The 19,684-nt window shown below is 60.8% G+C and carries 19 protein-coding genes and 1 pseudogene; 10 read left to right on the plus strand and 10 right to left on the minus strand.

Translation table 11 applies throughout. The features are described 5' to 3' along the window. Positions 1–62: 62 nt before the first annotated feature. Positions 63–395: pseudogene (locus BN3796_RS07920) on the minus strand (mechanosensitive ion channel protein MscS); the annotation flags it as partial. A gap of 268 nt (positions 396–663) precedes the next feature. Between BN3796_RS07920 and BN3796_RS07925 the strand changes: the two are divergent. Further along, positions 664–1,077, plus strand: coding sequence for a FosA family fosfomycin resistance glutathione transferase (locus tag BN3796_RS07925; protein WP_061708821.1), 414 nt, complete (start codon positions 664–666; stop codon positions 1,075–1,077). Between the two features lie 13 nt (positions 1,078–1,090). Here the strand turns inward: BN3796_RS07925 and BN3796_RS07930 are convergent, their stop codons facing one another. Further along, on the minus strand, positions 1,091–1,615 hold the full coding sequence (locus tag BN3796_RS07930) for a rhodanese family protein (protein ID WP_061707826.1): 525 nt from the start codon (positions 1,613–1,615) through the stop codon (positions 1,091–1,093). Position 1,616: 1 nt separating this feature from the next. Further along, positions 1,617–1,916, minus strand: a complete 300-nt coding sequence (locus BN3796_RS07935; RefSeq protein ID WP_061707827.1) for an ArsR/SmtB family transcription factor — start codon at positions 1,914–1,916, stop codon at positions 1,617–1,619. Between the two features lie 90 nt (positions 1,917–2,006). On the opposite strand from BN3796_RS07935, the gene BN3796_RS20690 reads away from it, so the two are divergent. Next, positions 2,007–2,222 carry a hypothetical protein gene (locus BN3796_RS20690; RefSeq protein WP_148381776.1) on the plus strand — a complete coding sequence of 72 codons (216 nt, stop codon included), beginning with the start codon at positions 2,007–2,009 and terminating at the stop codon, positions 2,220–2,222. A gap of 201 nt (positions 2,223–2,423) precedes the next feature. On the opposite strand, the gene BN3796_RS07940 is transcribed toward BN3796_RS20690, so the two are convergent. From BN3796_RS07940 to BN3796_RS07955, 4 genes are read right to left on the minus strand one after another with little or no spacing between them, the layout of a single operon-like run. Then, positions 2,424–3,245 (minus strand): alpha/beta fold hydrolase, encoded by an 822-nt coding sequence (locus BN3796_RS07940; protein WP_061707828.1) that lies wholly within the window; start codon positions 3,243–3,245, stop codon positions 2,424–2,426. A gap of 26 nt (positions 3,246–3,271) precedes the next feature. Continuing rightward, the gene (locus BN3796_RS07945; protein WP_061707829.1) at positions 3,272–4,888 is read right to left on the minus strand and encodes an MFS transporter; all 1,617 of its coding nucleotides are present in this window, start codon (positions 4,886–4,888) and stop codon (positions 3,272–3,274) included. After that, positions 4,885–5,292 (minus strand): DoxX family protein, encoded by a 408-nt coding sequence (locus tag BN3796_RS07950; RefSeq protein ID WP_061707830.1) that lies wholly within the window; start codon positions 5,290–5,292, stop codon positions 4,885–4,887. Before BN3796_RS07950 ends, BN3796_RS07945 begins: the two co-directional genes overlap by 4 nt. Then, positions 5,292–7,163: an amidohydrolase gene (locus BN3796_RS07955; RefSeq protein WP_061707831.1), complete on the minus strand. Its 1,872-nt coding sequence runs from the start codon at positions 7,161–7,163 to the stop codon at positions 5,292–5,294. Before BN3796_RS07955 ends, BN3796_RS07950 begins: the two co-directional genes overlap by 1 nt. Positions 7,164–7,386: 223 nt before the next feature. On the opposite strand from BN3796_RS07955, the gene BN3796_RS07960 reads away from it, so the two are divergent. Genes BN3796_RS07960 through BN3796_RS07980 form a run of 5 tightly spaced genes read left to right on the plus strand, consistent with a single transcriptional unit; the run spans position 7,387 to position 14,600 of the window. After that, positions 7,387–8,073, plus strand: a complete 687-nt coding sequence (locus BN3796_RS07960; RefSeq protein WP_061707832.1) for a hydrolase — start codon at positions 7,387–7,389, stop codon at positions 8,071–8,073. A 58-nt stretch (positions 8,074–8,131) separates the two neighbouring features. Further along, entirely contained in the window at positions 8,132–8,338 is a 207-nt protein-coding gene (locus tag BN3796_RS07965; protein WP_061707833.1) for a DUF1427 family protein, read from the plus strand. After that, positions 8,335–8,589, plus strand: a complete 255-nt coding sequence (locus BN3796_RS07970; protein ID WP_061707834.1) for a XapX domain-containing protein — start codon at positions 8,335–8,337, stop codon at positions 8,587–8,589. Before BN3796_RS07965 ends, BN3796_RS07970 begins: the two co-directional genes overlap by 4 nt. Before the next feature lie 24 nt (positions 8,590–8,613). Further along, entirely contained in the window at positions 8,614–8,991 is a 378-nt protein-coding gene (locus BN3796_RS07975) for a response regulator transcription factor (RefSeq protein WP_061707835.1), read from the plus strand. Positions 8,992–9,014: 23 nt separating this feature from the next. Beyond that, on the plus strand, positions 9,015–14,600 hold the full coding sequence (locus tag BN3796_RS07980; RefSeq protein ID WP_061707836.1) for a trifunctional serine/threonine-protein kinase/ATP-binding protein/sensor histidine kinase: 5,586 nt from the start codon (positions 9,015–9,017) through the stop codon (positions 14,598–14,600). On the opposite strand, the gene BN3796_RS07985 is transcribed toward BN3796_RS07980, so the two are convergent. Beyond that, positions 14,597–15,211 carry a response regulator transcription factor gene (locus BN3796_RS07985; RefSeq protein ID WP_061707837.1) on the minus strand — a complete coding sequence of 205 codons (615 nt, stop codon included), beginning with the start codon at positions 15,209–15,211 and terminating at the stop codon, positions 14,597–14,599. The two genes, BN3796_RS07980 and BN3796_RS07985, sit on opposite strands and share 4 nt — an antisense overlap. A 241-nt stretch (positions 15,212–15,452) precedes the next feature. Here BN3796_RS07985 and BN3796_RS07990 point away from each other — a divergent pair, with 241 nt between their 5' ends. Both BN3796_RS07990 and BN3796_RS07995 read left to right on the plus strand, forming a co-directional pair. Next, positions 15,453–16,052, plus strand: a complete 600-nt coding sequence (locus tag BN3796_RS07990) for an ATP-dependent Clp protease proteolytic subunit (RefSeq protein WP_061707838.1) — start codon at positions 15,453–15,455, stop codon at positions 16,050–16,052. Positions 16,053–16,178: 126 nt separating this feature from the next. Next, entirely contained in the window at positions 16,179–17,300 is a 1,122-nt protein-coding gene (locus BN3796_RS07995) for a ribosomal protein uL16 3-hydroxylase (RefSeq protein ID WP_061707839.1), read from the plus strand. A gap of 37 nt (positions 17,301–17,337) precedes the next feature. On the opposite strand, the gene BN3796_RS08000 is transcribed toward BN3796_RS07995, so the two are convergent. Continuing rightward, complete coding sequence (locus tag BN3796_RS08000) at positions 17,338–17,523, minus strand: hypothetical protein (protein ID WP_061707840.1); 186 nt, start codon at positions 17,521–17,523, stop codon at positions 17,338–17,340. 222 nt (positions 17,524–17,745) lie between these two features. Here BN3796_RS08000 and BN3796_RS08005 point away from each other — a divergent pair, with 222 nt between their 5' ends. After that, a complete protein-coding gene (locus tag BN3796_RS08005) occupies positions 17,746–17,979 on the plus strand; it encodes a DUF2171 domain-containing protein (protein WP_061707841.1) in 234 nt (77 codons plus the stop codon). A gap of 298 nt (positions 17,980–18,277) precedes the next feature. Here BN3796_RS08005 and BN3796_RS08010 read toward each other — a convergent pair whose 3' ends face one another. Next, entirely contained in the window at positions 18,278–19,549 is a 1,272-nt protein-coding gene (locus BN3796_RS08010; protein ID WP_061707842.1) for a DUF445 domain-containing protein, read from the minus strand. Positions 19,550–19,684 lie beyond the last annotated feature (135 nt).

The raw sequence follows: 19,684 nt of genomic DNA on the forward strand, positions 1-19,684 counted from the left end.
AAAATATTTCTCCCGTCACGGACGTTCCGGCGGCGAGGCGCACCTGAAGCTCATAGGCGATATACCAGTCCGCTCATCGCGTGGTTCATCACTCCCGCCGATCCCAGCGTCAGCATTAAACCGAAAAAGACGCTGACGCCTTTAAACGCCAGCGAATTGGCGCCGGGCAGGGAGGGGTAGGCGGCAGACAGGGCAAACAGCCAGATAACAACGGCGATGAGCTTGCGGGTAGTGCCGATGATTTTCGGATGGATCCCCGGCAGTTGCAAACGTCCCGCTTCCACCTGGTTAAGGATAATTTTGAGCACCTTGAGAATCAGGGCGGTAAGCAGAAAAATCAGCAGGACAATCAGCAGACCCGGCAGCGCGGTAACGATGGTCAGCGCGATCTGCCGCAAGGGAGGAGAAGGCCAGGACGATAAGCAGGCATGGCAACACAGCGAGCAGGACCTTATTCATTTCCACCCTCCGGGCGCAAAAAAATCGTGACGTAGAAGCTACAGCAGGCTGGTCTTTGCTTTTGAGCATAGCCCACCCCTTCGCTTGTGCAACGGGCCGCGCGCAGCCTTTATGCGGCCAGACGATCCTGCCCGTCTGCCTTTCCCGTAGAGGAATAAAAGGAAAGAGATATACTCAGAAAAATTTATGAAAAAAGAGGCCCCCGTGCTGCAATCGTTCAACCATCTTACCCTCGCCGTCAGCGACCTGGAGAAGAGCCTCGCCTTCTGGCACGCGCTGCTGGGACTCAGGCTGCATGCCCGCTGGGATGCCGGGGCCTATCTCACCTGCGGCGATCTCTGGCTCTGCCTCTCCTGCGACGAGGCTCGACGCGTAGTGCCACCGCAGGAGAGCGACTATACCCATTACGCGTTTACCGTTGCGGCGGAAAATTTCGCCCCTTTCTCGCGCAAGCTGGAGCAGGCGGGAGTGACCGTTTGGAAAGAGAATAAAAGCGAGGGGGCATCGTTCTATTTTCTCGACCCGGACGGGCACAAGCTGGAACTGCACGTGGGAGATTTAGCGGCGCGGCTGGCGGCGTGTCGGGAGAAGCCCTACGCCGGTATGCGCTTCCTGTAAGGCCGCTCCCGGCTTACGATGCCCCTTTATTCCACGGCATCACGTTCAGCAGTTTCGCCATACCGCACCAGCCGCTTATCCCGGCAAATAACAGGCCCGCGCCGACAAAACCCGGCACGATATAAAAGAGCGGATTCAGCAACGCGCCCGCCAGCGTGCCGCCCAGGGCCAGCGTGCCCGCCACGATCTGTACCTGGCGCATAAGGGGCAGCGGCTGGCTTTTATCCACCTGCGTCGCATAGCCCGCCGCTTTCCACGCGCTGAGGCCGCCCTGCATGATGACAGCGTTCGCCGGCGCGGCGGCGGCAATGAGTTTCTCCTGCGCGTTCCGGGTGCGCATTCCGCTCTGGCAGTAAAACACCACCGTATCGTCAGCGCGTAACTGCAGGCTTTCCGCGGTGAGATCGTCCAGCGGCAGCGAGCGGGCGCCGTCGATATGCTCGCGCTTCCACTCCTCGCGCTGGCGAATATCAATAAAAGTGGCCCCCTGTTCTTTCAGGGCAACAATGTCAGCGGGGCTGGCAATAACTGGATGCATTTTACTCTCCCGGGCAGTAGATCTGCTTCAGCGTATGAACCACCTTCACCACGGCGGTATCGGTAATTTGATAGTGAATGTGCCTGGCCTGACGCGAGCCTTCGATTAGCCCTTCCAGCCGCATGCGGGTCAGATGCTGGGAGGTGGCGGAGGCGCTCAGCCCCACCAGGCGGCTCAGCTCGCCCGCGCCGGTTCCCGGATGTTCAATCAGCACGCAGAGGATCATCAGCCGCTGGGGATGGCTGAGCGTCTTTAACAGGCTGGCCGCCTGGCTCGCCTGTTGTAACAGTGAATCAGACATAGCACCTCATTTTAGATTTTTCTAAATTTAGAATAGTCTAAAGTATGAGGCATCGATGTCAAGGCTGTATTGGGAAAGGGGGGTTAAAGCGTGGCGGCTGCGCCTTACCCGGCCTACGAATGGTGTTCCGTAGGCCTGATAAGCGAAGCGCATCAGGCGAAGCGGGCACGCCGGGTGGCGGCTGCGCCTTACCCGGCCTGTGAGTGGTGTTCTGCAGGCCTGATAAGCGAAGCGCATCAGGCGAAGCGGGCGCGCCGGGTGGCGGCTGCGCCTTACCCGGCCTGTGAATGGTGTTCCGTAGGCTGATAAGCGAAGCGCATCAGGCGAAACGGGCGTGCCGGGTGGCGGCTGTGCCTTACCCGGCCTACGGATGGTGTTCCGTAGGCTGATAAGCGAAGCGCATCAGGCGAAACGGGCGTGCTGGGTGGCGGCTGCGCCTTACCCGGCCTGTGAATGGTGTTCTGCAGGCCTGATAAGCGAAGCGCATCAGGCTTCGCTTTTACACGCTTACAGCGACTTCACAAACGCCAGCAGATCTTCGTTAAGCTGGTCCTGGTGGGTCAGCGCGAAGCCGTGCGGGGCGTTGTCGTACACCTTCAGGGTCGCGCCGCTAATCATCTCCGCCGCCACTTTGCCGGTGGTCTCGAACGGCACCACCTGGTCGTTACTGCCGTGGATCACCAGCGTCGGCACGTTGATTTTCGCCATATCGGGGCGGAAGTCGGTCTCTGCAAATGCCGTCACGCAGTCGATGGTTCCCTTGAGCGAGGCCAGCAGGGCGATATTCAGCGTCTGGGTCAGCGCCCCTTCCGAGACGGTCTGCCCGGCGTTGGTGCCGTAGAACGGCGTGGCGAAGTCGCTGATAAACTGCGCGCGATCTTTACGCAGGCCGTCGCGAATACCGCTGAATACCTTTTGATCCACCCCCTGCGGATAACTCTCCGATTGCCCGAAGATCGGCGTAACGGCCCCCAGCAGCGCCAGTCCGGCCACGCGATCGCTGCCGTAAGTGCTGATATAGCGGGTCACATCGCCGCCGCCCATCGAGAAGCCCACCAGCGTCACCTCGCGCAGATCCAGCGCGCTGATCAGATCGTTAATGTCCGAGGCGAACGTATCGTAATCGTAACCGTTCCACGGCTGTTCGGAGCGGCCAAAGCCACGACGGTCAAAGGCGATGGCGCGAAAACCGCGTTCCGCCAGGTAGTTAAGCTGGCTGTCCCACATGTCCGCATCCAGCGGCCAGCCGTGGCTGAACAGTACCGGCCTGCCCGCGCCCCAGTCTTTGTAGTAAATCTGCGTGCCATCTTTTGCCTTGAACGTTGCCATAGTCATTCCTCAGAAGTGATGTTGTTTTAAACCGGCGCGACCAGATAGCGGATCGCCGGCGGGGTGGAACCCTGATGAAAAGCCAGAACGCGGCTTAACAGCAGACAGTCATTCATAGTATGGCGCTCCTGCTGGCGCAGATGTTCAATCCAGGAGCCCATCAGAAAGGTCTCGATAAAGATGCCGGGACGTTCCACCTCTTCGTAGATCGCCCAGCTCATCGCCCCGGCGCGGCGGCGTACCCGGCGCAGCTCCTGGGCTGCCTGCAAAAAGGATGTCGCGTTCTGCGGGTCGATAAGGTACTCGTGCGAGACCAGCACCGGGCCGCGCTCGTTGGCGACGGGCAGATTGACGCCGTCTCCCGCATGTTGACTCTGGTCGAGGTTAAGATCAGGGTCCTGCTCCAGCCGCCAGCGAAGAACGGTGGCGGTCGCCAGCACCATGCCGATCGTCGCCACGCACAGCGAGAAAGGGGTACCAAAACGGGAAGCGAGCTGGCCCCACAGGGCGCTGCCCGCGGTCATGGAACCGAAAAAGAGCGTCAGATAGACCGCCAGCGCCCGTGCCTTCACCCAGCGGGCGGCGCTGCGCTGGGCGCCCAGGTTGAGGGTCGACAGCACCGCAATCCACGCGAAGCCGGTGAAAAACTCAAACAGGTTCAGCAGCCAGAAGTGGCGCACAAAGGCCAGCGCCAGCAGCGTCACGGCAAAGACCAGGCTCGCCGCCACCATCAGCCGATCGGCATTGAGCCGCTGACGCAGACGCGGCAGGAGTATCGCGCCGGCGATGGCTCCCAGCCCGATGCAGGCCAGCATCAGCCCGTAGCCCGATGGCCCCAGCCCCAGCTCCCGGCGCGCCACCAGCGGCAGCAGCGCCCAGCCCGCGCTGGCAAAGAGAAAAAAGGCTACCGTGCGGATCAGCACGTTGCGCAGCACCGGTGCAGCATGGACGTAGCGGATACCGGTACGCACCGCCGCGAAGAAGTGCTCCGGCGGCAGGCGGGGAAGGGCGGGGGCGGGCCGCCAGCGCCACAGCACCCAGGCGACCCCCAGCACCGACAGGGCGTTGAGCGCAAAGACCATCCACGGCCCGGCCAGGGAGAGTAAAAATCCGCCCAGCGCCGGGCCGATGGCGCGGCTGATGTTAACCCCCAGCGAGTTGAGCGCCACCGCCGCTCCCAGCTCCGGCTTCTTCACCAGATCGGGGACAATAGCCTGAAACGGCGGCGAGCTCATGGCGCTGCCGACGCTCAGCAGAAACGCCGCCACCAGCAGCACGGTCGGGGTGACGTGGCCGGTAAATGACAGCACCGCCAGCCCCGCGGCGGCGATCAGCATCCAGAGCTGGGAAAAGAGCAGGTACTTACGGCGGTCAACGATATCCGCCATCACTCCGGAGGGGAGGGCGAAGAGAAACATCGGCAGGCTGCTGGCCGCCTGCACCAGCGCGATATCCAGCGGGTCGGCGCTGAGCATCAGCATGCTCCAGTTGACGCCGACATCGCTCATCCACGAGCCGATATTCGAGACGACCGTCGCGATCCAGAGCATGCGGAACACCGGCTGTCCCAGCGGCTGCCAGGGGGAGACCGTCGGCGCCGCAGGGGCGATATGCGCATCACGAACGTCGTTAACCTGGGTCATGCGAACCTCTGCGTCGCGCGCGGGCGCAGCCGCCACGCGCCGGGGCCGGTCAGAGCCAGCGTAGTGAAGATGATCAGCAGCAGCCAGCCAAACTGCCCTTCGGCAATCGTCCAGCCCGGGTGCACCGCCACCATCGCCACCAGCAGCACACCGATAATCGGCAGGCAGGCGAGCCGCGTGCCGATGCCCGCCATAATAAACAGCGGACAAATCACCTCGGCGATAATGGCCGGGATCAGGCTCATCCAGGGGCCAAGGCCAAACGGATCTTCAATGCGCGTCAGCTCCTCGCGGAAGTGCAGCACCTTTGGCAGACCATGTACGTAGAGCAGCAGCAGGCTGCCGGTCAGACGCAGAAAGAACAGCCCCGGGTCGATCCGGGGCGAAGCGAGAGTGTTTTTCATCAGAATGCAAAGCAGCTGCAGCCCAGCGCCCCCCAGAATGCGTTGTCGTCGGACACAGGCATCTCTGCGCTGCGCGCAAAATCGTGCTGGTGCTGATGCACCGCGCAAGGGCCGGAGCAGTGATGCACGGCGCGCAGACCCACGCGGGTCGCCTGCGGCGGGGCGCTGCGGTAGTGGCCGGGAACGTTCACCACCGGCGACCAGTCGGGTAGCACCGGAATGGCGGGAGGCGCCAGCGGGCCGAAGGCGCCCGCCGCGTAGACCACATCACCATTAACCACAGTGAGTACCGACTCGATCCCTTTAATCTCTTCTTCCGGCACGCGGAAATAATCTTTGCTCAGCACAGCCAGATCCGCGAGCTGGCCGACCTTGATCTGCCCCTTCTTATTTTGCTCGCTGGAGAACCAGGCGCTGCCCTGCGTCCAGAGCATCAGGGCAGTATCGCGATCGAGGCGGGCGCTGTGATCGTACATCTGCATCCCGCCCACGGTGCGGCCAGAGACCAGCCAGTAGAGCGCCGTCCACGGATTATAGCTGGCGACGCGGGTGGCGTCGGTGCCCAGACCCACCGGCACGCCTGTCTCCAGCATTTTCGCCACCGGCGGGGTGTGGCGGGTGGCGTCAATGCCGTAGCGTTCGGCGAAGTACTCCCCCTGGAAGGCCATGCGGTGCTGCACGGCGATACCGCCGCCCAGCGCCTTGATGCGGTCGATATTGGCCTGTGAGACCGTCTCGGCGTGGTCAAAGAACCAGTGCAGGCCGTTGAACGGAATGTCGCGGTTCACCTTCTCGAACACGTCCAGCATCCGGCTGATGGACTCGTTATAGGTGGCGTGCAGGCGGAATGGCCAGCGATGCTCCACCAGATGGCGCACCACGCGCTCCAGCTCCTCCTCCATGCCGGGGGCAAGATCCGGGCGCGGCTCGAGGAAATCTTCAAAGTCGGCGGCGGAAAAGACCAGCATCTCCCCCGCGCCGTTGTGGCGGAAGAAGTCGCTTCCCTGGCCCGGGGTGAGCATATCGGTCCACTTCTCAAAATCCTCCAGCTCGTGGCCGGGACGCTGGGTAAAGAGGTTATAGGCGATGCGGATGGTCATCTGCTTTTTGGCGTGCAACTCGGCAATCACCTCGTAATCTTCCGGGTAGTTCTGGAAGCCACCCCCCGCGTCGATAGCACTGGTCAGCCCCAGACGGTTCAGCTCGCGCATAAACTGGCGCGTGGAGTTGACCTGCTGCTCCAGCGGCAGCTTCGGCCCTTTCGCCAGCGTGGCGTAGAGGATCATGGCGTTAGGGCGGGCGATCAGCATCCCGGTCGGGTTGCCGTTGGCGTCGCGCTGGATCTCGCCGCCGGGCGGGTTCGGCGTCTCTTTGGTGTAGCCCACCACCCGCAGCGCGGCGCGGTTGAGCAGGGCGCGATCGTAGAGGTGCAGGATAAAGACCGGGGTATCGGGCGCGGCCTCGTTGATTTCGTCCAGCGTCGGCATGCGACGTTCGGCGAACTGGAACTCGCTCCAGCCGCCCACCACGCGCACCCACTGGGGCGACGGGGTACGTAGCGCCTGCTCTTTTAACATCCGCAGGGCGTCGGCGAGAGAAGGCACCCCCTCCCAGCGCAGCTCAAGGTTGTAATTGAGCCCGCCGCGAATCAGGTGCAGGTGGGAGTCGTTCAGGCCGGGGATAGCGGTGTGGCCCTGCAGGTCGATCACTTTGGTGCCTTCGTCGTGGTGTTGCATCACTTCGGCAGTGGTACCGACTTCAAGGAAAGTACCGCCACGCACCGCCACCGCTTCGGCGATGGGGTTTTCGCGATCGACGGTGTGAAAGCGCCCATTGACCAGAATTAAATCGGCTTTATCCGGGGAAACCATAACTGCTCCTGACTGAGAGAGGATTGGTCAGGATTATGGGAACCGGTTTCAGTAAAGATCCAGTTATACAATAGGATAGGTATACCAAAGTATAACTATACGAAAGGGTAGTTATACAAAGAGATAATTACGCCAGTGCGGTGACGGCCCGTAGGATGCAAGCCTCTTTCGTCGTGTCGTTTTACGGCGTTTCACGTTCACGTTAACCTCACTGGATAAAGTTATGACGACCTCTAAGCTCGAAGTATTAACCCCTGCCAACTGTCAGTTAATCTTCATCGACCAGCAGCCGCAGATGGCGTTTGGCGTACAGTCCATCGACCGTCAGGTGCTGAAAAATAACACCGTGGCGCTGGCGAAAGCGGCGAAAGTGTTCAATATCCCGACCATCATCACCACCGTCGAAACCGAAAGTTTCTCAGGCCATACCTACCCGGAGCTGCTGGATGTCTTCCCGGGTCAGGATATCCTGGAGCGCACCTCCATGAACTCCTGGGATGACCAGAAGGTACGCGACGCGCTGAAGGCGAATGGCAGGAAGAAAGTGGTGGTCTCCGGGCTGTGGACCGAAGTGTGTAACAACACCTTCGCCCTCTGCGCCATGCTGGAAGGGGACTACGAAATCTACATGGTGGCCGACGCGTCTGGCGGCACCTCCAAAGAGGCCCATGATTTCGCCATGCAGCGTATGATCCAGGCGGGCGTGGTGCCGGTGACCTGGCAGCAGGTGATGCTGGAGTGGCAGCGCGACTGGGCGCATAAAGAGACCTACACGGCGGTGATGGATATCGTGCGCGAGCACTCCGGCGCCTACGGTATGGGCGTGGATTATGCCTACACCATGGTTCACAAAGCCGCTTCGCGTCAGAAAAGCGAGCATCGCACCTTAGCGCCGGTTCCTGCCCGCTAAGCCCTGGCGGCGGGCTGGCCCCTCATCCGGCGCGCCGCGATATTAACCGGAGTCGATTATGAGCACTGGCCTGATTTCCCTTGCGGCAGGCGTGTTGATTGGCCTGATCTATGCGCTGCTGAAGGTGCGCTCCCCCGCGCCGCCCGCGCTGGCGCTCATCGGCCTGCTGGGTATGCTGGCAGGCGAGCAGGCGGCCCGCCATCTCCTGTTTCAGCCCGCCACGCCGCAGGCTCACATCACCACTTCCCAGGAGTCTTCCTCATGAAAGCCTGGATTATTTCTCTGCTTTGCGGCTTACTCGCAGGAGTCATTTATGCCGCGCTGAATGTTCACTCCCCCGCGCCGCCCGTTGCCGCGCTGCTGGGGCTGTTCGGTATGCTGGTGGGTGAGCAGCTTATTCCGATTGGCCGTCGCCTGCTGGGGCGCGAGCCGCTGACGATGGCCTGGTTTCGCCACGAATGCGTGCCAAAAATCAGCGGTACTGCGCCGCCCGCCCGTGAACGGGGCGACGCCTGATCTGTTACCTTGAGGAAAGACAGCATGACGCTGCCGTGGCGCATTGCCATCATTGACGATGAACGTTCTGTACGCAGCGGGCTGAGCAATCTGTTGCAGTCCGATGGTTATGCCACCGATACCTTCGATTCTGCGGAGGTTTTTTTAAGTCATCCCACGGCGCTGTCGAACGCTTCGCTGGTCATTACCGATATCCGGCTGCGCGGTATGAACGGGCTGGCGCTTTTTGAGAAGCTCAGGTTGCTGGCGACGCCGCCACCGCCAATACTTTTTATCTCTGGTCACGCTGACGACACGCTGCAACGGTACGCTCTGAGCCTGGGCGCCGTTGCTTTTTTTCTTAAGCCCATTAACGCCGACGTTCTGCTGGATCATATCCAGCAGGCTCTGGCCCGTCGCTAACGCCGCTACAGTAAGGATCGTGAATGAATGACAACGCGCTGCCCCTGTTCTGGCCTGCTCAGGGAAATCTTCACGAAGGACGCGCTTTTGTGCTGAAAGAGGATGTCCTCTTTACCTTGCTGGCGCAGGAGGGCTGCATCGCGTGGATGAACGCCCGTCATCCCCAGTCCGGCGGCTCGTTTATTATCGCCACGGCGATGAGCGACGATGACGAAGAGCAGGCGACGCGGCTGTTGAAAAATGAGCTGGCGCTGCGCGATTATCTTCAGGATGGGTGGGCGATCCGCGCCGTCGCCAGCACCCAGTACCGCGGCCGTTTTGCGCTGGTCTATGCCCCGTTCGCCTTTGAGCTGCTGGCGCGTCGCGCCGGGCGTGCCGTCTCCGGGCTGGACCGCTTTATCGAACAGGCGCTCCGCATCTGCGCGCCGCTGCGCCAGATGCACCTGCACAACCTGATCCACGGCGACATCAAGCCCGGCAATATCTTCGTGCATCACGACGCCACCTGCCGGCTGGGCGGTTTTGGGCTCTCAGGAACCTTCCCGGACACGTTATCCCGTACCCGGCTGGCGCACCCCGGCGGCACGCCCGCCTATATGTCTCCGGAACATACGGCGCGCACCCGGCGCGGCGTGGATGCCCGAAGCGATCTCTACAGCCTCGGGATGGTGCTCTATGAGCAGTTGACCGGCCGTCTGCCGTTCGAGGTGAGCGATGACGACCATGCGCACTGGGCCCATTACCATATCGCCTCCGAGCCGCTGGCCCCCGGCGAGGTGAGGCCGGACGTGCCCGAAATGCTCTCACTTATCATTCTTAAGCTGCTGGAGAAAGATCCGCAGAACCGCTACCAGACGGTCGACGGGCTGATCGCCGATCTGCGCCGCTGCCAGGCGACCCTCACCGCCGAAGGGGAGATTGCGCCGTTCACCCCCGGCCAGCAGGATCGCTCCCCGGTGGTTCACCTGGCGGATACGCTCTATGCCGCGCACTCGCAGGCGGGCGAGCTGGTGGCCGCCTTCGAGCGGGTGGAGCGCAGCGTGACGCCTGAGCTTGCTATCGTCAGCGGTCCGTCCGGCATCGGCAAATCCTCCGTGGTGGCGACCGCCCTGAAGGCGCTGCAACAGCGCCGGGTCTGGCTGGCGGTGGGGAAGGGGGATCAATTTTCCCCTTCTCTGCCTTACGGGGTACTCAGCTCCGCTTTTCGCACCCTGACGCTGCACCTGCTGGGGCTGCCCGCGGAGGAGATCGCCCAGTGGAAGCTGCGGCTGACGCGGGCGCTGGAGGGTTATGAGGAGCTGGCGGTGAGCTTTGTGCCGGAGCTGGGGTTGCTGCTCGATCGCACGCCGCGCTTTTCAGCAGAATCTTTTTCCATCGATCCGCGGGCGCGCTTCAGCCATATGGCGCTGGTGCTGGTGAGAACGTTCGCTACCCAGGGACGTCCGCTGGTGCTGCTGCTGGATGATATCCAGTGGATCGACGCCGCCAGCCTGCATCTGCTCCGCCATCTGCTGCTGACCAGCGGCTCCATTCCGTTGCTGACGGTGGTGGCACACCGGGATATCAACGCGCCGGGGGAGAGCGTGCTGCAACAGCAGCTGGCGAGCCTGCCGGACGCGGCGGCGAAAGTAACCCGCGTGGTGCCTCAGCCGCTTAATGTGAAAGCGGTGGCGCGCTGGCTGGCCGCCATCTTCCATACCCGCAGCGCCTGCGTAATGGATCTCGCCACCCTGATCCACGAAAAGACCGGCGGCAACCCGCTGTTCGTGAACGAATTTTTCCGCCGCATCGTCGATGACGGGCTGGTGGTGCACAACAAATATCAGGATCGCTGGCATTACGATCTCCATGCCATCCGCACGCGCCACTACACCGAAAACGTGGTGACGCTGATGCTCCAGCAGCTAAAGGAGCTGCCGCAGGAGACGCGCAGGCTGCTGGGCAGTATCGCCTGCCTCGGCTGTACTGGCGAGCTGGGGATGATATGTCGGGTACTCAGTATGACCCAGGCGGAGATCCGCTACGCGCTCCATCCGGCGGTGGTGGCGCAGCTCATTGTGCTGTCGGAGAAGGGTTACGCCTTTCTTCATGACCGGGTGCAGGAGGCCGCCTTCGCTCTGCTGGACGCTGGTGAAAAGAGCGCTATTCACCTGACCACCGCCAGCCTGCTGGCCGACGCGGCGCGGCAGGCGGCGGGCAATGAACTGCTGTTTCGCGCCGTCCACCACGTTACCGCCGCGCTGGACGCCATCCAGCCTGCGCAGCAGCGCCAGCAGTTTCGCGAGCTGAGCCTGCTGGCGGCGCAGCGTGCCAGGCGCACCGGCGATTATCTCTCCGCGCTGGGCTATATTCGCACTGCCAGAGCGCTTGGCAACCACGTTCTCCCCTCGGGCGGCGTGAGCAACTTCAGCCTGGATATCGAGGAGGCGGGCTGCGAGTTTGCCCTGGGGAATCTGGAGAAAACCCGCGAGCTGTGCGACGCCCTCCTCAGTTCGCCCTGCGGGCTGATGGAAAAAGCGCTGGCGGCAAACCTGCTGGTGGAAGTCTATATGCGCCAGTCGGACAACCGGCTCGCGCTGGAGGCGGCCCTTAACTGGCTGGCGGCGTTCGGCATTGAGATCAGCCGTCACCCGACTCCCGCCGAGTGCGACGCGGCATGGCAACGGCTCTGCGAGCGGGGCGGCACCTCGCCTTCGCGCCACTTCGCGCCGCTGGCGCGCATGAACGATCCGCAAACCGAAGCGGTGATGAATCTGCTCTACAGCGCCAGCATCTTTGCCAGCTTCGCCTGCCCGCGGCTGCACTTTTTGCTGCTCTGTCGGATGATGCACCTTACCCTCGATCACGGCATTTCCGGCGCGTCCACCACCGCCATGGCCTGGTTTGGCGTGCTGATTGGTCATCGCTACGCCGAGTACCGGCTGGGGTTTGAGTACGGCACGCTGGCTCGCGAGCTGGTGACGCGGCACGGCTACGATGCGTTTGAGGCCAAAACGCTACTCCCGCTCGACCAACTGAGCGTCTGGACCCAGCCGCTCTCCTGGACCATCGACTGCGCGAAAGCCTGTTTTACCACCGCCGTCACCCACGGGGATACGACGATCGCCTGCTTCGCTATCTGTCACCAGATTATCAACTTCCTCTCCCGGGGGGATCACCTCGACGGCGTCCTGACCAGTATTGAACGCGGGCTGGCCTTTGTGCGTAAAACCCATTTTCAGGATGTGGAGAGCATTCTCACGGTGCAGCGCCGCTACGTGGAGTTTCTGCGCAGGCCGCCGGGCGGCGACTGGAGCGCGGCGAACATTCTGCCTGACACTCTGCTGGCCGTCTCGCCGGAGCAGAACGCCACCATGCTGTTCTGGTTCTGGCTCTACAGAGGGATGGCTCATTTTGCCTGCGGCGAATATGGCGAGGCGCAGGCGGAGCTGGAGCATGCCGGGCACTATGCCTGGTCGGCCCCCGGCCATATTCATCTGCTGGACTACCATCTCTACAGCGCGCTGGCGCTCTCCCGGCAGCTGACGCCGGAGACCTTTTCGGCCGATCTTCGCCGCCGTATCCATCAGCATTACGACAAAATCGCCCTCTGGGCGCGGATAAACCCCACCACCTTTGCCGACAAAGAGGCGCTGATCTATGCCGAAATTGTCCGGCTGGACGGCATGAACAGCATCGCGCTGGAGCAATATGAGAAAGCGGTCAGGCTGTCGCGCGAGGGGGGCTTTAACCCCCTTAACGCGCTGGCTCACGAGCTGGCCGGGCGGTTTGCGCTGGCCTGCGGCTACCAGACCGCGTCGGACGCCCATTTTCGCGGCGCCATCGCCGCCTGGGGACGCGCCGGGGCGCAGGCGAAGGTGCGCCAGATCGAGCAGGATTTCCCGCATCTGCAGGCCTCCGGCCAGGCCAGCCCTTACGACACGCTGGCTTTCGCCCGGGATGAAACCATCCGCGATCTGCAAAGCGTGATTAAAGCCTCGCGCGCCCTCTCGGAGGAGATCAACCTTGAGCGGCTGATCAAAAACCTGATGACCATTCTGCTGGAGCGAGCAGGCGCGCAACGCGGCCTGCTGCTGCGCGTCAGCGAGAGCGCGGTGCCGGAAATCGAGGCCAGCGCCTGGACCAGCACGGAAGGGGTGCGGGTGCGCATTATGAAAGAGACGCCGATGGCGACGGATATGCCGCTGTCGGTGCTTTGCGCCGTGATCCGAACCGGGCAGGAGATCCGCACCGGCAGGCCGGAGGCGTTTCACCCCTTCAGCCAGGATCCCTATCTGGTCACCTCCGGCGCGGCGGTGATGTGCGTTCCGATGTTTAAGCAGGCGCGGCTGGTGGGAGTGCTCTACCTTGAAAACCGGCTGATGCCGGAGGTCTTTACCGCAGAACACTCCCGCGTGGTCAGCCTGCTGGGGGCGCAGGCGGCGATCTCCCTCGAAACCGCCCGTCTCTACGCCGAACTGCTCGCGGAGAACCTTCAGCGTCGCCGGGTGGAGAAAGAGCTGCGCGCCAGCCAGACCTCCCTGATGCTGGGGGAGCAGATCAGCCATACCGGAAGCTGGCGCTGGGAGCTACAGCAGGATCTGATGTTTATCTCGGAGGAATACGCCCGTATTCTCGGCCTGCCCGAACAGCAAAAGATGATCTCCATGGCGGAGTTTTTGACCTTCGTCCATCCGGACGACTATGCCCGCATCAGCGCGCTGGTGACGGAGAGCGTGCGCGAAGGCCTGACCATGCGGGCGGAGTTTCGCATCATCCGCGCCGACGGTACCCCGCGCTACATTCTGGGCATTGGCGATCCGGTGGGAGTGGGCAGCGAAGTGAACGAGTACTACGGCATCATCACCGATATCACCAGCCAGCGGGCGGCGGAGGATGCGATGCGGGTGGCGCAGGCTGATCTGGCCCGCGTCTCGCGCGCCACCACGGTGGGGCAACTGACTTCCTCCATCGCCCATGAGATCAACCAGCCGCTGATGTCCATTGTCTCGAACGCCGGGGCGAGCCTGCGCTGGCTAAACCGCGATCCGGCCCGGCTGGATAAGGTACGCGACGGGCTGAAGGAGATTGTCGACGAAGGCGAACGCGCCGGGGAGATTATCCGCAGCCTGCAGGCCCTGACGCGCAAACAGGATCCGGCATTTTCGCGCATCGATCTGCATACTCTCATCCGCCATATTCTCTCTCTGTCGCGTAGCGAGCTGGAGCAGCGGCGCATTGTCGTCAACTATTCGCTGGCGGCCAGCCGCAGCGTTATCACCGGCGACAGCGTGCAGATCCAGCAGGTGCTGCTGAACCTGGTGATGAACGCCGTGGAGGCGATGGCGGAGATTGTAACAAGGCCGTGCGCGCTGGTGCTTTCAACCCGCAACGACGGGGCGGAGACGATCGCCGTGGAGGTCGCGGATACCGGCACCGGGATTGAACCTGGGCAGCTGGAGCGGATCTTTGATTCGTTTTACTCGACCAAAGCGCAGGGAATGGGGATGGGGCTGGCGATCAGCACCACCATTATCGAGCGGCACCGGGGCAAGCTCAGCGTGCGTCCGAACGCCCCCTTTGGTTCCGTGTTCTCCTTCACGCTGCCGCTGGCGCAGCCGGAGGATTAACGGTCAGGGCTGTGGATCAGGCGCTCCACAGCCCTGACCAGCTCGGCGACAGAGCGCACCTGCATCTTCTCCATTACCCGTCGGCGATGCACCTTCACGGTGATTTCGCTGACGCCCAGTTCGGCGGCGATCTGCTTGTTCAGCAGCCCACTGATCGCCAGCTGCAACACCTCCTGCTCACGCGGGGTAAGCGACTGATAGCGTTGTTTAAGGGCGTAATATTCCCGCAGCCGCGCACCGTTTTCCGCCGCCAGCGCCAGCGCCGTTTCGGTAGCCTCAATCAGCGCGTCCGCTGCTACCGGCTTGGTTAAAAACTCGCAGGCGCCCCCCTTGATGGCCCGTACGGACATGGGAATGGTGCCGTGGCCGGTCAGAAAAATGACCGGAATGTCGCGCCCGTTGGCCTTAAGGGCGTCTGCCACCTCAAAGCCGTTGATGGCGGGAAGTTGCATATCGAGGATCACGCAGGAGGGGATATCGGCAAAAGCGTGTTGAAGAAATGTTTCGGCCGAGGAGAAGCCCAGCGCGTTCAGGCCCGCCGACTCCAGCAGCCCGATAACGGATTGCCGCACCGCGCGATCGTCATCAACCACATATACAATGTGTTCCATTCATCGCCCCGGGAAGAGATCAATAAGGTAAAAAGTTGTCCTGCCGTCAGGGCAGGGTAAACCAGAATATATCCTGATGGTAACACACTCATTATCATTATTATTTAACAATATGGTAACTTTTTAGTGACGATTATCGACAGGAACGCCCTGCCGGCGAACGATGCGCACGGCAGATGGCTTTTCAGGAAAAAAACAGGCTACACTCTGGTTTTACGCGCTAATCGCTGAGGCAACACCTATGTACTACACCATGAAAGATAACGACACGGATAAAGCTGAATCCACCCCTGGCGCGGCGCTGCAGCAGAAGCTGCTGGAGTCACACTCGATTGTGATCTCCGGGGAGATCAACCAGGCGCTGGCAGAGAAAGTGATCACCCAGATGATCCTGCTGCAAAGCGTCAGCAACGATCCGATCAAACTCTACATCAATAGCCAGGGCGGCCACGTGGAGGCGGGCGACACCATCCACGACTTTATCAAGTTCATCCGCCCGGAAGTGCATGTGATTGGCACCGGCTGGGTCGCCAGCGCCGGGATCACCATCTTCCTTGCCGCGAAAAAAGAGCACCGCTACGCGCTGCCGAACACCCGCTTTATGATCCACCAGCCGCTGGGCGGCGTGCGCGGCCAGGCGACGGACATTGAGATCGAAGCCCGCGAAATCATCCGTATGCTTGAGCGCGTGAATAAGCTGATCGCTGACGCCACCGGCCAGCCGCTGGAGAAAGTGAAAAAAGATACCGATCGTAACTTCTGGATGTCTCCTGCCGAGGCGCTGGATTACGGGATCGTCGGCAAGATCATCAGCCACTACGACGAGCTGAAAATCGACTGACGCTCTCTGGCTGGCGTTCGCGCCAGCCATTTACTGACGCCCGCGCGCCGCGTTGACCCACGACAAAGTGACCGCTCTCCCCCTCTCTTATAATCGCGCCTGTCTACCCTCATACTGGTGTAACCCATGGCGTATCAACTCAATATAAACTGGCCGGAATTTCTTGAAAAATACTGGCAAAAGCAGCCTGTCGTGCTGAAAAACGCATTTCCCGACTTTGTCGATCCGATCACCCCGGATGAGCTTGCCGGCCTGGCGATGGAGCCGGAGGTGGATAGCCGCCTGGTGAGCCACGTGAACGGCCAATGGCAGGCCAGCCACGGCCCGTTTGAACATTTTGATAACCTGGGGGAGAGCGGCTGGTCCCTGCTGGCGCAGGCGGTCAACCACTGGCATCTCCCTGCCGCCGAGCTGGTGCGTCCGTTCCGCGTGCTGCCGGACTGGCGTCTCGACGATCTGATGATCTCTTTCTCAGTACCGGGCGGCGGCGTGGGGCCGCATATCGATCAGTATGATGTCTTTATCATTCAGGGGATGGGCCGCCGCCGCTGGCGCGTGGGCGACAAGCTGCCGATGCGCCAGTTCTGCCCGCATCCGGCGCTGCTGCATGTCGACCCCTTTGAGCCGATCATTGAAGAAGAGATGGCGCCGGGGGATATCCTCTATATTCCGCCGGGATTCCCCCACGACGGCTTCACCTTTGAAGCGACGATGAACTATTCGGTGGGCTTTCGCGGGCCAAACGGACGCGATCTGCTGAGTAGCTTCGCCGACTACGCGCTGGAAAACGATCTGGGGGGCGAGCATTACAGCGATCCCGATCTCACCTGCCGCGAGCACCCCGGGCGCGTGGAGCGCCACGAGCTGGAACGCCTGCGCCAGATGATGATCGATACCCTTAGCGAGCCGGAAAACTTTAAGAAGTGGTTCGGCAGCTTTGTCACCACCCCGCGTCACGAGCTGGATATCGCCTCGGCAGAGCCGCCTTATACCGCGAAAGAGGTGCGCGACGCGCTGCAGGGGGGCGAAAGGCTGACCCGTCTGAGCGGGCTGCGGGTGATCAACGTGGAAGACAGCTTTTTCGTCAACAGCGAGCCGCTGGAGGTGAGCGATACCGCCGCCGCCGATGCGCTCTGCCGCTTTACGGAGCTGGGGAGCGATGAACTGGGTAAGGCGGTCGAAGACGAACGTTTTATTGATGAGCTGACCACGCTCATTAACCAGGGCTACTGGTATTTTGACGAATAAAATAGTGGCGGCGTCAGCGCAAGCTGACGCCGATTTTTTAGATCAGCAAATTGCAGGCTTTCCAGTAATTTAACAGCCGATCGTCATCACGTTCTCGCTCCGCTTTAAACTTCATGGTGCGCGCGATATTTTCCCGCGACACGTCCTGCCCTTTTTGCACGATATCTAATACCGCTTCACCAAGAGCTAATGAAATTTCAGTACGATTATCACGTATTTCCATTAATGCCTCCTTGTTGAGTGCGTGTATTAATTATATGCCCATAATTGCTGCCGGTAACTAAATTCATCTGATTCTTATTTTTGTGCCGGAAATATTTCAGCGCTTCGTTAGAGATGTTTCAAAATAATAACAACAAGGCTGCCCCGGAAAATATGGTCTACAGTTAATCCCGTGTCCCAAAATAATATGTCACACCTCAATAATCGAAAGAGGAGAAACATCATGGTAGATAAGAGCCAGATTAAAGAACATTCTGAAGTTATTGCCAGCTGCGGTACTCACGTCGGCACCGTTGACCATATTGATGGCGAACGCATCAAACTCACCCGCAGCGATTCCGCATCCGGCGGTAAACACCACTATCTGCCGCTGAGCTGGGTGGATAAAGTGGAAGGCAACAAAGTGACCTTGTCGAAGGATCACAAAGAGGTTATGGCCGGGTGGCAGGAGGCGTAATTAAGCGCCCTGGTTACACCTGACAGTACCCGCCCGGCGGCATAGCGTCCGTCGGGTTTTGTTATTTCGTTATTCCCCGAAGCATTAATAATTCTTTCCTCCATTCTCTCTCTGACATCACCACGAAGCGATACTAAATATCCCTTTTATGCCGGGTGGCGGCTGCGCCTTACCCGGCCTACAAGTGATGTAAGGCATTGAGTGGTCATGGCCTTTGTAGGCCTGATAAGCGTAGCGCCATCAGGCATTAACGTTATCGCAGTATTTCCTGGTAAAAACCACACCGCCTCGCCTTTGTTTACAGCGGCAGCAGGACAGGGATCTGCGACAGTAAAAAGAGGATCAGCCCGATCGTGCCGCCCACCAGGGTGCCGTTGACGCGAATAAACTGCAGATCCTTGCCGATATTGAGTTCGATCTGCTGCGACATCTCTTTGGCATCCCAGCTTTTCACCGTATCGCTGATATGGCGGGTTAAAAATCCGGCGAACTCCGGCGCCACGCGCTGCGCGGCCTGCTCCAGATGCTCGTTAAGGGAAGCGCGCAGGCTGGCGTCGGCGATAAGCGTTTCCCCAAACCACTGCCCGGCGCTGGCGATGCGCTGCTTAACGCGCGACTCGTCGCTCTGCATATCCGCTTTGAGCCACTGGCGCAGATCGCCCCAGATCTCTCCCAGGTAGCGGTTAAACGCCTCATCGTTTTTCAGATAGAGCTTGATGTTATCGGTTTTGGCCGCCATCTCCGGATCGTTTTTCAGGTTATCGATAAATTTTCCCATGGCGCGATCGAACGCCTGGCGGATCTGGTGCGTGCGATCGTGGCTGATGTCATCCAGCAGGGTATTCACCGCGTTGGAGACCATCTCAGCGCTCTGATCCCCCAGCCACTCGGTGGGCAGCAGCTTCGCCTTGCGCGGATGCTCGGTCTTAAGCCAGTGAACAATCTGCGCGGCGATAAACTCCCGGCTGCTCTCCCGCTGCAGCAGGGCGATGAGGCGATGGATAATGGCGTCGAGCAGTACCTGGTGGCGGTTATTTTTAGTCATGCTCTCCAGCATCAGGGCGCTGGTTTGGGTGAGATCGACCTTGTCGATAGCCTTATGCACCGCCCGCTTGAGCAGACGCTGGATGCGTCCGTCATCGGTCAGCTCCAGAAAACCGCTCATCACCTGCAGCAGATGCTGCCCGACGCGCCGGGCGTTATCGGGCTGGCTGAACCAGTTACCAATCAGCAGCGCCGGCTCGTGGCGGCGGATCAGCGCCACCAGCGACTGGGTATCCAGAAACTTCTCCTGCACAAACTGGCCGAGATTGTCGCCAATCCGGTCTTTATTGCGCGGAATAATTGCGGTATGGCGGGAGATAAAGGGGATCGGCACCCGGCGAAACAGCGCCACCACCGCAAACCAGTCCGCCAGCGCGCCGACCATCGCCGCTTCGGCTATCGCCTTCACGCCGCGCACCCAGAAGGTTTGCGGCAGGAAGAGGGTGGTGATGAAGGCCGCGGCGGCTATCAGCAGCAGCGACAGCGCCAGCCGCTTGGCGCGTTTGAGTTCAGATAATTTTTCCATAAGGGTAAGGATAGAGGGAAGCGGGGGGAAAGTGCAAAACCGTCAGCGGCAGAAGCATGATGCTCCGCCCTCTCTTGTTCATGTCATTTTCCTGACACGTTTATTCATTACGTTGTGGGCTTCACTTTATGGATG

It is taken from the genome of Pseudenterobacter timonensis (assembly GCF_900021175.1).
GTDB classification, from domain to species: domain Bacteria; phylum Pseudomonadota; class Gammaproteobacteria; order Enterobacterales; family Enterobacteriaceae; genus Enterobacter; species Enterobacter timonensis.

Bases quoted from the DNA above. Each gene is read 5' to 3' on its own strand.
- BN3796_RS07970 (WP_061707834.1), top strand. From the start codon at position 8,335: ATGAAAGCCTGGATTATTTCTCTGCTTTGCGGCTTACTCGCAGGAGTC.
- BN3796_RS08005 (WP_061707841.1), top strand. From the start codon at position 17,746: ATGGTAGATAAGAGCCAGATTAAAGAACATTCTGAAGTTATTGCCAGC.
- BN3796_RS07975 (WP_061707835.1), top strand. From the start codon at position 8,614: ATGACGCTGCCGTGGCGCATTGCCATCATTGACGATGAACGTTCTGTA.
- BN3796_RS07990 (WP_061707838.1), top strand. From the start codon at position 15,453: ATGTACTACACCATGAAAGATAACGACACGGATAAAGCTGAATCCACC.
- BN3796_RS07985 (WP_061707837.1), bottom strand. From the start codon at position 15,211: ATGGAACACATTGTATATGTGGTTGATGACGATCGCGCGGTGCGGCAA.
- BN3796_RS07995 (WP_061707839.1), top strand. From the start codon at position 16,179: ATGGCGTATCAACTCAATATAAACTGGCCGGAATTTCTTGAAAAATAC.
- BN3796_RS07955 (WP_061707831.1), bottom strand. From the start codon at position 7,163: ATGGTTTCCCCGGATAAAGCCGATTTAATTCTGGTCAATGGGCGCTTT.
- BN3796_RS07945 (WP_061707829.1), bottom strand. From the start codon at position 4,888: ATGACCCAGGTTAACGACGTTCGTGATGCGCATATCGCCCCTGCGGCG.
- BN3796_RS08010 (WP_061707842.1), bottom strand. From the start codon at position 19,549: ATGGAAAAATTATCTGAACTCAAACGCGCCAAGCGGCTGGCGCTGTCG.
- BN3796_RS07940 (WP_061707828.1), bottom strand. From the start codon at position 3,245: ATGGCAACGTTCAAGGCAAAAGATGGCACGCAGATTTACTACAAAGAC.
- BN3796_RS07965 (WP_061707833.1), top strand. From the start codon at position 8,132: ATGAGCACTGGCCTGATTTCCCTTGCGGCAGGCGTGTTGATTGGCCTG.
- BN3796_RS07930 (WP_061707826.1), bottom strand. From the start codon at position 1,615: ATGCATCCAGTTATTGCCAGCCCCGCTGACATTGTTGCCCTGAAAGAA.
- BN3796_RS07960 (WP_061707832.1), top strand. From the start codon at position 7,387: ATGACGACCTCTAAGCTCGAAGTATTAACCCCTGCCAACTGTCAGTTA.
- BN3796_RS07935 (WP_061707827.1), bottom strand. From the start codon at position 1,916: ATGTCTGATTCACTGTTACAACAGGCGAGCCAGGCGGCCAGCCTGTTA.
- BN3796_RS07980 (WP_061707836.1), top strand. From the start codon at position 9,015: ATGAATGACAACGCGCTGCCCCTGTTCTGGCCTGCTCAGGGAAATCTT.
- BN3796_RS07950 (WP_061707830.1), bottom strand. From the start codon at position 5,292: ATGAAAAACACTCTCGCTTCGCCCCGGATCGACCCGGGGCTGTTCTTT.
- BN3796_RS08000 (WP_061707840.1), bottom strand. From the start codon at position 17,523: ATGGAAATACGTGATAATCGTACTGAAATTTCATTAGCTCTTGGTGAA.